At 74.2% G+C, this 13110-nt stretch carries 8 protein-coding genes and 1 pseudogene; 4 read left to right on the top strand and 5 right to left on the bottom strand.

Going from position 1 to position 13110, the window contains the following annotated elements; translation table 11 throughout:
- The 4 genes and pseudogenes from ACFV1J_RS32700 to ACFV1J_RS32715 form a co-directional block, all read right to left on the bottom strand.
- A pseudogene (locus ACFV1J_RS32700) lies at positions 1 to 297 on the bottom strand (hypothetical protein); the annotation flags it as partial.
- Positions 298 to 516: 219 nt separating this feature from the next.
- On the bottom strand, positions 517 to 1650 hold the full coding sequence (locus ACFV1J_RS32705) for a VWA domain-containing protein (RefSeq protein WP_385864282.1): 1134 nt from the start codon (positions 1648 to 1650) through the stop codon (positions 517 to 519).
- Between the two features lie 200 nt (positions 1651 to 1850).
- Entirely contained in the window at positions 1851 to 4895 is a 3045-nt protein-coding gene (locus ACFV1J_RS32710; RefSeq protein ID WP_385864216.1) for a DUF5682 family protein, read from the bottom strand.
- The gene (locus ACFV1J_RS32715) at positions 4892 to 6046 is read right to left on the bottom strand and encodes an AAA family ATPase (protein ID WP_385864219.1); all 1155 of its coding nucleotides are present in this window, start codon (positions 6044 to 6046) and stop codon (positions 4892 to 4894) included. The genes ACFV1J_RS32710 and ACFV1J_RS32715 overlap by 4 nt, the downstream gene beginning before the upstream one ends.
- A 171-nt stretch (positions 6047 to 6217) precedes the next feature.
- On the opposite strand from ACFV1J_RS32715, the gene ACFV1J_RS32720 reads away from it, so the two are divergent.
- Together ACFV1J_RS32720 and ACFV1J_RS32725 are read left to right on the top strand one after the other, a co-directional pair.
- Complete coding sequence (locus tag ACFV1J_RS32720; protein WP_385864222.1) at positions 6218 to 7603, top strand: SWIM zinc finger family protein; 1386 nt, start codon at positions 6218 to 6220, stop codon at positions 7601 to 7603.
- A gap of 72 nt (positions 7604 to 7675) precedes the next feature.
- Positions 7676 to 9469 (top strand): DUF5691 domain-containing protein, encoded by a 1794-nt coding sequence (locus tag ACFV1J_RS32725; RefSeq protein WP_385864224.1) that lies wholly within the window; start codon positions 7676 to 7678, stop codon positions 9467 to 9469.
- A gap of 23 nt (positions 9470 to 9492) precedes the next feature.
- Here the strand turns inward: ACFV1J_RS32725 and ACFV1J_RS32730 are convergent, their stop codons facing one another.
- Positions 9493 to 9951, bottom strand: a complete 459-nt coding sequence (locus ACFV1J_RS32730; RefSeq protein WP_385864226.1) for a cobalamin B12-binding domain-containing protein — start codon at positions 9949 to 9951, stop codon at positions 9493 to 9495.
- A 369-nt stretch (positions 9952 to 10320) separates the two neighbouring features.
- Between ACFV1J_RS32730 and ACFV1J_RS32735 the strand changes: the two genes are divergently transcribed.
- Together ACFV1J_RS32735 and ACFV1J_RS32740 are read left to right on the top strand one after the other, a co-directional pair.
- The gene (locus ACFV1J_RS32735; protein WP_385864228.1) at positions 10321 to 11121 is read left to right on the top strand and encodes an esterase/lipase family protein; all 801 of its coding nucleotides are present in this window, start codon (positions 10321 to 10323) and stop codon (positions 11119 to 11121) included.
- A 191-nt stretch (positions 11122 to 11312) separates the two neighbouring features.
- Positions 11313 to 13067 (top strand): peptidoglycan DD-metalloendopeptidase family protein, encoded by a 1755-nt coding sequence (locus ACFV1J_RS32740; protein ID WP_385864230.1) that lies wholly within the window; start codon positions 11313 to 11315, stop codon positions 13065 to 13067.
- Positions 13068 to 13110 lie beyond the last annotated feature (43 nt).

Below are 13110 nucleotides of genomic sequence, written 5' to 3' on the forward strand. Positions count from 1 at the left end.
GTCCGTGGCCGTCCGGTCCGTGGCCGTCCGGTCCGTGGCCGTCCGGTCCGTGGCCGTCCGGTCCGTGGCCGTCCGGTCCGTGGCCGTCCGGTCCGTGGCCGTCCGGTCCGCTGGGGTCCGCTCACCGGCGGCCGGTGCCTGCGCCGGGGACGTGGCCCCGGACGGCGCCGGCGAGCCCGCGCGATCGGCCGGCGAGTCCGCCCGGCCGTCGGCTTGGGCGCCGGGACCGAAGGCGAAGCCGAGAACGGCGAAGCCCACCAGGAACAGCCCCGCCAGCAGCGCGTGCCGCACGGCCACCGTGCGCGACCTGCGCACGGTTCCGGGCAGAGCGAACACAGCAGACAAGGAAGGGCCTTCCCCTACGGATGCCGGGCCGGAGGTACCGCCCAGCGGTAGCTGGAGGGAGGGGACACTCGGGCATAACGCCTCGGTGTCACACACATCGCGAGCGATCAAGCGATGTCCTGATCCTTGCATGAATGGGCAGGTGCCCGGCAACTCCTTCCGGCGTGCCTGTCACCGTTGCTCCGTCATGTCCGGTATGGGCAGCGGCCGTTTCTCCAAAGCAGCCGCCATCACGTCCGGAAACCGATCAGGCGTACAGGCGAACGCCGGGGCGCCCAGGGCCGCGAGGGCCGCGGCGTGCTCCCGGTCGTAGGCCGGCGCGCCCTCGTCGGACAGCGCGAGCAGCGTCACGAACTGCACCCCGGACGCCTTCATCGCGGCGACCCGCTTCAGCATCTCGTCCCGGATGCCGCCCTCGTAGAGGTCACTGATGAGCACGACGACGGTCTCGGCGGGGCGGGTGATGCGGGACTGGCAGTAGGCGAGCGCGCGGTTGATGTCCGTGCCGCCGCCGAGCTGGGTGCCGAAGAGGACGTCGACCGGGTCGTCCAGCTGGTCCGTCAGGTCCACCACCGCGGTGTCGAAGACGACCAGCCGGGTGTCCAGGGCCCGCATCGAGGCCAGCACCGCCCCGAACACCGAGGCGTAGACGACCGAGGCGGCCATCGAACCGGACTGGTCGATGCAGAGCACCACGTCCTTCTTCACGGACTGCGCGGCCCGGCCGTAGCCGATCAGCCGCTCGGGGACGACCGTGCGGTACTCGGGGATGTAGTTCTTGAGGTTGGCGCGGATCGTGCGGTCCCAGTCGATGTCGCGGTGGCGCGGGCGGGCGATCCGGGCGGAGCGGTCCAACGCGCCGGTGAGCGTGGCGCGGGTGCGGGTCGCGAGCTTCTTCTCCAGCTGCTCGACGACCTTGCGGACGACGGCCCGTGCGGTCTCCCTGGTCGTCTCCGGCATGACCTTGTTGAGCGAGAGCAGGGTGCCCACCAGATGGACGTCCGCCTCGACCGCCTCCAGCATCTCCGGCTCCAGGAGGAGTGCGGACAGCCCCAGCCGGTCGATGGCGTCCCGCTGCATCACCTGCACCACGGAGGACGGGAAGTACGTCCGGATGTCGCCGAGCCAGCGCGCCACTCCGGGCGCCGAGGCCCCGAGCCCGGCCGTGCGCCGGCCGCCGTCCGCGGCCCGGCCGCCGGGCTCCTTCTGACGCCCGTAGAGCGAGGCCAGCGCCCCGTCCATCGCGGCATCCCGCCCGTGCAGCTCATGTCCCGTACCGTCCGCCCCACCGCCACCGAGCACCAGCCGCCAACGACGGAGGCGTTCGGCGTCGACTTCGGGAGCGGGGACGGGGGCGGAGGCGGAGGCGGCTACCGGGGCATCGGGGGCGGGGCCGGGCACGGCGACCGGGGCTGGGACGGAGGCGGGAGCGGGACGTGAGGCAGCGGTTGTTGCCGGGGTGGGGGCTGCCGTCGTGCCGGCCTGCGGGCCGGTAAGCGGGGTGTTCAACTCATGGCTCCCATAAGGTCGTTGAGGCCATTCGGGTCGTTCAGGTCGCTCGACTCCTCCGGGGCGCTCAGTCCCTTCAGCTTGTTCGGGTCGTTGACGGCGGCCTGCGTGCCGGAGCGCTCCTCCTCGAAGCCGTACTGTTCGATGCCGAGGAGCAGGCGGAGGGTGGGCAGGACGGCGGCGGCACGGTCGCGGTCCAGGCCGGGGCCGAAACCGGGCACGGCCGCGGCCACGGCGTCGCCGGTGGGGTCGGCGGAGCCGGACGTGGGTGCCGCGGGGCCGCGGCGGATCAGTTCGCCGAGCGTGCGCCGCACCCCGGACTCGTACTCCGCGAACGTCCGGCGCAGCAGCGGCAGTACGTCCGTGAACGCGGCGTCCGGGACGCCGGTCAGCCAGCGGTCGACCAGGGCGAGCAGCCGTTCGTCGTGGACCAGCAGCATGCCGCCGTCGCCGCCCGCCCCGCTTCCCAGGAACCCTTCGATCCAGGCGGCGGCATCGGTGGGCGGAGTGCCGGGCGAGAGGGCGAGCCCCATCAGCCGCTCGGCGCCGTTGGGGTCCAACTCGCCGTCGTCCAGCAGGAGTCGGGCCGCCCGCCCGCGGATCAGCCCGGGAACCGTCTCCCGGCCGCTGACCGCCCGCAACACCCCGGCCCAGCGGGCCCGCAGACCAGGGCCCTCCCGGCGCGGGGGTTCCGTTCGCGCTCGCGACTCCGGCACGGAGTACGACTCGGGCGCGGATCTCGGCTCAGACGTGGCGTGCGGCTCAGACATGGCGTGCGGCTCAGGCGCGGAGCCCGGCCCAGAAGCGGAGCCCGCCCCAGACGTGGAGCTCGGCCCAGACGTGGAGCCCGGCTCAGACGTGGAGTGCGATTCGGGCGCGGAATCCGGCCCAGACGCGGAGCCCGGCCCAGACGTGCGGTGCGATTCGGGCGCGGGATCCGCCTCAGACGTGGAGTGCTGCCCAGGCGCGGAACTCAGCTCAAACGTGGAGTGCTGCGAAGGCGCGGAGCTCGACTCCGGCGTGTCGGACGGCTGGGCGAGCAGGGTGACGGCTCGGTGTGTGGCGTCGAGGTGGCCGCGCATCTCCGCGGCGCCGTCGGCGTCCAGGCCGAGGCAGGCCGGTGGCAGGCCGACGAAGACCCGCTCGGCCAGACCGAGGGCGACCTCGCGGAGCGCCCCGGCGTCCGTGCCGCGCACATCGCCGTAGCGCACCGACCGGACCAGGGCGGGCAGCGCCTGGGCGAGATGGCCCACGTCCGCGTCGAGCGCCGCACGGTCCGACAGCGCCCGCATCACCACCGGCAGGGCGTCCGGAAGTCCGGCGAGCAGACAGCGTTCGGCGAGCGCGGTCACCTCGGCGAGCGCGGCCGCTCCGGACGCCTCGGAGGCGGCCTTGGCGGTGGCGGCGGCGAGCACGGTCGTGCCCCAGATGCCGGCCTCGGCGACCCGTACGGCCAGCTCCGGTTCCCAGCGCAGCCGCCAGGTCTCCCGGAAGGTGCCGGTGCTGCCCCGGGAGCGGACCGGCTCGCCCCAGGGGATGTCGAGCAGCCGCAGCCGGTGCAGCAGCCGGCTGCGACCGCCGTCGGTCTCCTTGCGCAGGTCCAGCTCCAACTCCCGTTCCAGCGCCTCCGGTTTGAGCCGCAGGGCCCGCTGGCTGCGGGCCAGGTCCCGCTGGAGGGGTACCGCGGGAGCGTCCTCCGGGACCTCTCCCAGGACCTCGCCGACCACCAGCCGGTCGTGGATCAGCGCGGAGGGTGCGTCGGAGCCGTCGCCCATCACGGCGCGGACCGCGTCGTCCAGTTCGGTCAGCCCGGCGAGCGGCCGGCCGCGCACCGTGGCGAGTCCCTCCGCGAGCCGCACCGCCTCGATGACGTGTGCGGACGAGACCGCGTAGTCCTCCTCGCGGAGCAGTCGGGCGACCTTGGTCAGCCAGCGTTCGACGGGGCGGTCGGGGGCGCTGAAGAGGTGGCCGTACCAGCCGGGCGAGGCGATGCCGGCGCCGTAGCCGCTGCGCCGCGCCAGCCGCCGGTGCGTCCAGGGCACCCAGGTCACCGCGGTCTTCACCTTGGGCAGACCCTTGAGCAGCCGGCGGTCGGCGGTCACGGTGGCGCGGTGGCGCAGCGCCGGCACGTGCCACGCCCCGCACACCACGGCGACCGCGTCCCCGAACTCCCGTCGCGCGGAGTGCAGTTGGAGCCGCATATGGGCCTCGCGGACCGGGTCCCGGTCATGCCCGCCGTCACCGTACGTCTCGCGCAGCGCACCCATCGCCTCGGCCAGTGCCGCGAACGGCGCCAGCGCGTCCGCGCCGGGGCCTCCCGGGCGGTCGGCACCGGTGCCGGCGCGGTGCTCGACCACGTCCTCCCACCAGCGCTCGGGGTCGTCGTATCCGGCGGTCTCGGCGAGCACCCGGATCGGATCGACCCGCACCCCGTCCTGGTCGCGGTCCTCCTCTCCCCCGTGGGCCGGCCCCTGCCCGCGGCCCCGCCCGGCGTCCTCCTCTCCCGAGAGGGGGTGCTCTCCGATCTCTCCCGAGAGGGGGCGCTCTCCGTCCTCTCCCGAGAGGCGGTGCTCTCCGTTCTCTCCCAAGAGGTGACGCTCTCCGTCCTCTCCCGAGAGGTCGCGCCCTCCGCCCCGTGCGTCCTCGTCGTCCGGCTGGTCCGTCATCGCGAGGGTGTGTGCCGCGGGCAGGTCGATGAACCGGACGGGGACGCCGTGTTGCAGCGCCCAGCGCATCGCCACCCACTCCGGGGAGAACTCGGCCAGCGGCCAGAACGCCGCCCGGCCGGGATCGTCCTGCATATGGGCGAGCAGGGCGACCGGGGGCCGCATGCCGTCCCGTGCGGCCAGCGGTACCAGGTCGTCGGCCTCCGGCGGGCCCTCGATCAGCACCGCGGCGGGTGTGCACCGCTCCAGGGCGGCCCGCACCGCCCGCGCGGATCCGGGGCCGTGGTGCCGCACCCCCAGGAGGAACGGCCCTGCGTCGCCCGGCGCCCTCCCGCGGCCGTCGCCCGGTGGGGCCGCCGTGTCGTGCGTGCTCATGCGCTCACCTCACGGCAGGCGCGGTAGAAGTCCTTCCAGCCGTCGCGCTCGCGCACGACCGTTTCGAGGTACTCCTGCCAGACGACCCGGTCGGCGGCCGGATCGCGGACCACCGCGCCCAGGATGCCCGCGGCCACGTCGCCGGCTCGCAGCACACCGTCGCCGAAGTGGGTGGCGAGCGCCAGGCCGTTGGTCACCACCGAGATGGCCTCGGCCGTGGAGAGCGTGCCGGACGGGGACTTGAGCTTCGTCCGGCCGTCGGCGGTGAGGCCGTTGCGCAGCTCACGGAAGACCGTGACGACCCGGCGGATCTCCTCCAGGCCCTCCGGTGCGGGTGGCAGGTCCAGCGAACGCCCTATCTGGGCGACCCGCCGGGAGACGATGTCCACCTCGTCGTCCGGCGTCGCGGGCAGCGGCAGGACCACGGTGTTGAAGCGGCGGCGCAGCGCGCTGGAGAGTTCGTTGACCCCGCGGTCGCGGTCGTTGGCCGTGGCGATGAGGTTGAAGCCGCGGACGGCCTGCACCTCCTGGCCCAGCTCGGGGATGGGCAGGGTCTTCTCGGACAGGACCGTGATGAGCGTGTCCTGGACGTCGGCGGGGATGCGGGTGAGCTCCTCCACCCGCGCCGTCATGCCCTGGGCCATCGCGCGCATCACCGGGCTGGGCACCAGCGCCTCCCGGCTGGGGCCGTGGGCCAGCAGCTGGGCGTAGTTCCAGCCGTAGCGGATCGCCTCTTCCGGGGTGCCGGCGGTGCCCTGCACGAGGAGGGTGGAATCGCCGCTGACCGCCGCCGCGAGATGCTCCGACACCCAGGTCTTGGCGGTGCCGGGCACGCCGAGGAGGAGCAGTGCGCGGTCGGTCGCGAGGGTCGTCACGGCGACCTCGACGATCCGGCGCGGGCCGACGTATTTCGGTGTGATGACCGTGCCGTCGGCGAGCGTGCCGCCGAGCAGATACGTGGCGACCGCCCATGGTGAGAGCCGCCAGCGCGCCGGCCGAGGCCGGTCGTCGGCCGCGGCGAGGGCCTTGAGTTCGTCGGCGAAGCTGTCCTCGGCGTGCGGGCGCAGCGCCTGGCCGCCCCCGGCCCCCTCCGCCGTCGTCTGCGTGTCGCCGGTCGTGTCGTCCGTCGTGTCGTTGATGAGCTCGGACATGGGTCCCCCTCGTCGCAAGAATCCGCGGCCGGCGCCCGGGAAATTCCCTCACGGCCGCTTGCTGGATCCAGCCTGCACCACGCCACTGACAATGCCCCGAAATCCCTTCCTGACCTGCGAGTTCGCCGTGCGGGAGGGGCATTGTCAGTGGGCCGTCGTAGCGTCGGAGACATGAATCCGCAGGGGGAACGCTGGACGACGGATCAGGTGCTGGCACTGGCGCCTGACGAGGCATCACGCAAGGCGGGCGGCAAGCTCGCGGCGCCCGGCCCGTGGTCGGAGACCGGCGCGGACGGCAGCGCGGTGTGGGGGCTGTGCAAGGGCAACGGGAAGAAGCCGTATCAGGCGGTCGTGGACGTCAAGGGGCTGGCGTTCAAGTGCAGTTGCCCGAGCCGCAAGTTCCCGTGCAAGCACGCGCTGGGACTGCTGCTGCTCTGGGCCGGGGGCGAGGGCGCGGTGGCGGCCGGCGAGCCGCCGCAGTGGGCCGGCGAGTGGCTGACCGCGCGCCGGGAGCGCGCGGAGCAGCCGGCGGCCGGACCGTCCGGCGCCGCCGGCTCGCGCGCGCCCGCCGACCCGGAGGCCGCCCGGCGCCGGGCGGAGCGCCGGATGCAGCGGATCGGCGCGGGCGCCACGGAGCTGGAACAGCGGCTGGCGGATCTGCTGCAGTCCGGCCTCGCCACGGCCGGCCGGGACGGTGGCGGCGCGCCGGGTGACGTGGCGGGGGGACGCTCGTGGGACGAGACGGCCGCGCGGATGGTCGACGCCCAGGCACCCGGTCTCGCCTCCCGGGTACGGGAGTTGGGCCCGGTGGTGGCGTCCGGTGCTGACTGGCCGGCCCGGCTGCTGGAGGAGTGCGCGCTGCTGCACCTCCTCGACCAGGGCTTCCTCGGCATCGACCGGCTGCCGGCCCCGCTGGCGGCCACGGTCCGCGCCCGGGTGGGGCTGACCACGGACGCGGCGGAGTTGCTGACCGGCCCGGATGCGGCGCCGGTCCGGGACCGCTGGCTGGTGCTGGCCCAGCAGGACAGCGACGACGGCAGGTTGACCACCCGCCGGATCTTCCTGCGCGGCGAGCGGACCGGCCGGATGGCGCTGCATCTGTCGTTCGCCGGCGCCAACCGTCCCCTGGAGCTGGCGCTGCCGCCCGGTCTGGTCATCGATGCGGACCTCGCCTACTACCCGGGCGCCCGTCCGCTGCGCGCCACCCTGGGCGAGCGGTACGCCCCGGCCGTCCCGGGCCCGGTGCCGCCGGGCTGCGGTATCGACGCCGCCCTGGCCGCGTACGGCGATGCGCTGCGCGACGATCCCTGGCTGGACTCCTGGCCGGTGGTGCTGGCCGACGTCACCCCGATACCGGGCCGCGACGGCCGGGGCTGGCAACTGGCCGACGCGGACGGGGAGTCGGCGCTGCCGCTGGACCCACGCTGCCCGGTCGGTACGGGCATCTGGCAACTGGCCGCCATATCGGGCGGCGCGCCGATCACGGTCTTCGGGGAGTGCGGCCACCGCGGCTTCCTTCCGCTGACCGTCTGGGACCCGTCCCCGGTGTCCCTGTGACCCCGATTCCCGGCCGCGCCGGAGCGCGCGCTCCCGAGGATCCCACCCACCACCGATGCCTGGAGGACGGGCATGACGACCACCACCAGCCCTGAGACACACCCGACGCCCCCGACGACCGCCCCGGCTCCCTGGCCCGATCTGGTGAGCGCGGCGCTGCTGGGCACCGAGCGGCGGCTGCCGCCGGTGACCGTACGGCCCGGGCAGAGCGCCGCGGCGGCCCTGCTGGACGCGGCCGCGATCAGCACGGTGCGGCGGCGCGCCGCGCTGCGCCCCGCCCCGGCCGGTGAACGGCCGGCCCCGGCCCCGGACGACCCGCGGCCGCCGCTGCCGCCCGCGGCGCGCCGCAGGCTCGCCCTGCTGCTCGCCGACCGCGGCGGGACGGGAGGCGGCAGCCGCCGCGGCGCGGCACCCGACCTGACCGAGCTGCTGCCCCAATGGCTGGCCGCCGCCGGCGAGTACGGCTACCGCGCCCCGGAGGCCCTGCTGCCGGCGCTGCTCGACGCCGCCCGGGCCCGTACGGATCTGCGGCCGTCCGCGCTGGCGCTGGCCGGGCCGCGGGCGCTGTGGCTGGCGCGGCTCAACGACGCCTGGAAGTTCGCGCTCCGCGGGACCGGCGGTGCGGCCGTCCTGCCCGAGGGGGAGGCACCCGAGGAGATCGCCCGGCGGTGGGAGGAGGGGCTGTTCGCGGAGCGGGTGGCCCTGCTGACGGCGGTGCGCCGCCGCGATGCGGAGGCGGGCCGGGAACTGCTGCTGACGACCTGGTCCTCGGAGCGCGCCGAGGACCGGCTGATGTTCCTGGACTCGCTGCGCGAGGGGCTCACGGCGGGCGACGAGCCCTTCCTGGAGCAGTCGCTGTCCGACCGCAGCCGGACGGTCCGGGCCACCGCCGCCGAGCTGCTCTCCGCGCTGCCCGGCTCGGCCCTCGCGGCCCGGATGGCGCAGCGGGCGCACGCCTGCGTCACCCTGGATCCCGCGGCGGGCCCGGAGGCGGTGGTCCGGGTCGAGCCGCCCCAGGAGTGCGATGCCGGGATGCAGCGGGACGGGGTGGTGCCCAAGCCACCGTCCGGGCGGGGCGAACGGGCCTGGTGGCTGGGCCAGTTGGTGGAGGCCACCCCGCTCGGCGGATGGCAGGCGCGGTTCGGCGGCCGCGGCCCTGAGGAGATCGTCGCGCTCCCGGTGGCGGACCACTGGCGGACCGAGCTGCACGACGCCTGGTGCCGGGCCGCCGTACACCAGCGGGACGCCGCCTGGGCGCGGGCCCTGCTGGGCGTGCCCGGTGCGCCGTCCCGGACCGGCGAGGTCGCACCGGCCGGCTCCTCACGCGACCTGACGAAGCTGCTGACCGTCCTGCCGGACGGGGAACGGGCCGGCTGGGTGGCGGAGTTCATCGCCGCGCACGGGCTGTCGGACGCCTTCCGGATGCTCGGGGTGTGCGCGGTCCCCTGGGCCGAGCCGCTGGGCCGGTCCGTGGTCGACGCGCTGGACATCGCCCGGGACGCCGGCAGCTATCCGTGGAGCTTCAGCGGGGTGATGGGCCTGGCCGAGCGCTGTCTGGACCCGGCGGCGGCGGACCGGCTCGCCATGCTCACGGCGGTCACGGACGAGCCCGAGGGCGCCTCGCCCGGCTCCGGCGGCTACTGGTCCGAGGCGTTCCAGCGACTGGTCGGCACGCTCCGGCTGCGCGCCACGATGCGCGCCGAACTCACCCCGCCGCCGGACGCGGAGACGCCCGGCGGCACCGGCCCGACCACGGCCGATGCCGCTGCGGCTCCCGCTACCGCTGCTGCCACCGATGCAGATACGGCCGCCCATGCCGATACGGCCGCCGCGAGCGCTGCCCCGGACCACGGGTCCGCGCCATGATCACCGCCGTCGGCGCCGGGGCCTCAGACCGCCAGCGAGCGCACGTTCGCGTTGACCCATTCCACGATCGAGGCGGTGGTCGCGCCGGGAGTGAAGATCTCGGCGACGCCCTGGGCCTTCAGCGGGGGGATGTCGGCCTCGGGGATGATGCCGCCGCCGAAGACCTTGATGTCCGCCGCGTCGCGCTCCTCCAGCAGGGCGATGACCTTCGCGAAGAGGGTGTTGTGCGCGCCGGAGAGGATGGACAGCCCGATCGCGTCGGCGTCCTCCTGGATCGCGGTGTCGACGATCTGCTCCGGGGTCTGGTGCAGCCCGGTGTAGATGACCTCCATACCGGCGTCGCGCAGCGCCCGGGCGATGACCTTGGCGCCCCGGTCGTGCCCGTCCAGCCCCGGCTTGGCCACCACGACACGGATCGGCCCCGACCGGCCCGCCGCGCCAGGGGTCTCCGCCTGCGCTCCGTCCTGCCGAGCCACACTCATCACTGCCTCCAAGCCCTGCACGGCACGGTGGTGCCGCAAAGCCGACAATCGGGCGCGCGGCCGCGATCCGGCGGCCACGACGTGAACGAACGTTATCGCCAGCATCCAGTATCCAGCCGTTTCGTGACATCCGGCGAGGGGGAAATCACACCTGGGACACGTTCGCTACGCGCCGCGTTCCGTGCGCCGTACCGCCAGGGCCGGGCGGAGTGCGCACGGACCGGGCGCCCGGGGAGCCGCGGCCGGGCCGCCGCATCATCGATCGTCACGCGCATCGGGGCGAGTGCGCCCGTGCGCCGCCGCTCATGGCTTCCCACGAGGGCATCGGGGGTCAGCGCCGCCTGCCGTATGCCGTTCGGGAGGTCGGTCATGCAGACCCTGCCCTGTCTTCGCAGCACCCTCGTCGACCTGGCGGTCCTCGCCGGGCATCTGCTCCTCTATCCCACCGGCATCCCCCAGGAACGCCCCGTGCCACGCCCGTCCCGCCCGGCGGAGGACCGCCCTCCACTCCTCCCGACCGAGGGCCGGTCGCACCCGCCGGTCCTCCTGCTGCACGGCTTCATCGACAACCGTTCCGTCTTCGTGCTGCTGCGCCGTTCGCTGCACCGCCACGGCTGGTGCCATGTCGAGGCGCTCAACTACTCCCCGCTGACCTGCGACGTCCGGAAGGCGGCCGAGCTGCTGGGCCGGCATGTGGCGGATGTGTGCGCACGGACCGGCCACCGCCGGGTGGACATCGTGGGGCACAGCCTGGGTGGCCTGATCGCGCGTTACTACGTCCAGCGGCTCGGCGGCGACGCCCGGGTCCGCAGGGTCGTCACGCTCGGCACCCCGCACTCCGGCACCCGCATCGCCCCTTTGATGTCGGCGCACCCGATCGTCCGCCAGATGCGCCCCGATTCCGAGGTGATAGCGGAGTTGTCACTGCCGGCGCCGAATTGCCGGACGCACTATGTCGCTTTCTGGAGCGAGGCGGATCAGGTGATGATTCCGGCCACCACGGCCAGAATCGATCACCCGGATTTGCTCGCCCACAACGTCCATGTCGCCGGTGTCGGACATCTCGCCCTTCCGGTGAACGGCATCGTCGCAGCCGGCATACGCGAGGCACTGGCCGCCGCGGACCCGGCGGCCGAGGAGGGGGCCGGCGGAGCCATATCCGTGGCCTGAGCCCGCTGCGTACCGTGACATGCGATCGAACAGGGATCGAACGGGGCGCCAAGAACTCGCATGGGCTCTGCCGAAAGGCGGCCAAATGCCCGGTCTCGGCGAGCCTAAAACCGGTGGAAGATTGTCGCCGTCGTGTACCGCCGGGTACAGTCGCCGCTAATTCTCCTGCTGCCGAGGCGAAAGAGAAGTTGGTGAACGACCGTCACCCATCGGAGGCCCCGCTTCCGACCGGCTCCGCTTCCGACGCCTCGTATGCGCACTATCCGGCCTACGAGTCCTACGGGCAGCAGTATTCCCCGGCCGGTGGTGCCGAATACGGCGACGGCGACCCCCTCTTCGGCTCGCTCCCCGGCACGTACGACACCGGTGCCCACGCCACGGCCGGTTACGACACCGGCGGCTATACGGGCGGGACGTACGACACCGGCGCCTACGACATGAACACGTACGGCACGGGCAGCTACGGCGCCGGCGACTACGGCACGGGCACCTACCCGACGGCCGGCGACGGCTACGCCACCGGCACGTACGACACCGGCAGCTACCCCACCGGACAGTGGGACACCGGCACCTACGACCCCTACGCGCACACCGCGTACGAGACCCCGGCGCAGGACCCGAGCGGCTACGACGCCCACGGCGCCACGGTCTACGGCGTCGGCGGGTACGACACCGGGAGCTACCCCACCACCGGCTACGAGACCGGCAGTTACGCCGTCGGCGCGTACGAGGCGTACGGGACGACCGGTGCCTACGAGACGACCGGTGCCTACGAGACGGTGGGTGGGCCGGAGGCCACGGGGACGTACGGCACGACGGGCGGCTATGACGCCCTCGGCCAGCAGGCCACCGCGGTCGAGGAGGCCGCGGCCTTCGAGACGGCGGCCTTCGAGACCGCCACCTTCGACGCCGTCGGCCTCGACGCGAGGGGCACCGACCAGTTCGACACCGCGAGCTACGAGGCCACCGCGATCTGGTCCACCACCGACCAGCCGCTGATGGCCGGCATCCCCGCCCAGCCCGGCCCGCCCCCGGCCGACTCCGCCACCTGGGACGACCGGGACGGCACCGGCACCGGCGCCACCGACGAGGTCCCGGGCGAAGACGCCGCCGCCGTGGCCGACGCGCCCACCCAGGCAATGCCGGTGCCTCCGGCCCCGGCTTCCCGGCGGGTCGCCGGGCCCGCCGCCGGGAAGCCGGTCCGCGGCCGCGGCCGGCGCCGCCCGGCGAAGCGTTCGGCGTTGCTGACCGTCGCCGTACCGTCGGTCGCCGCCATGGGCGTGTGCGGGGTGGCCGCCGCGTCCGTCGCCGGTCTCGGCGGCAACGGCAAGGACGACACCAGCACCCAGGCCGCCGCGCCCGACCCGGGCGGCGTCCAGCGGACCGCGGCCAACAAGAAGCTCGACACCCAGCTCGCCGGACTCAGCGCCGGCGCCGACGACTTCCGCGACCGGGCCAGCCGCACCCAGGAACGGATCGACCTCAAGGAACGCCAGGCGCTGGAGCGCAAGCGCAAGGCCGACGAGGCCGCCCGCAAGGAGGCGATGCGGCCGAAGTTCGTGCTGCCGGTCACCCAGCACGGGCTCAGCGCGCTCTTCGGCCAGGCCGGCGTGAACTGGATGTCCGTCCACACCGGCATCGACTTCCCGGTCAGCTACGGCACCCCGGTCATGTCCGCCACCGACGGCACCATCCGGACCCAGTGGAACTCCGCCTACGGCAACATGGCGATCGTGACCGCGCCGGACGGCACGGAGACCTGGTACTGCCATCTGAGCAGCACCAAGATCCGCTCGGGCTCGGTCAAGGCCGGTGACCAAATTGCCTATTCGGGCAACTCCGGCAACTCCACCGGTCCGCATCTGCACTTCGAGGTGCGTCCCGGGGGCGGCGCGGCCGTCGACCCGATCCCGTGGCTGCGCAGCCACGGCCTCAACCCCAACTGACCACCGGCGTACCGTTCCTGCAGCGCCGGCCACCGGCCGGCGC

The sequence above is a fragment of the Streptomyces sp. NPDC059649 genome, from assembly GCF_042734445.1.
In the GTDB taxonomy this organism is placed as follows: domain Bacteria; phylum Actinomycetota; class Actinomycetes; order Streptomycetales; family Streptomycetaceae; genus Streptomyces.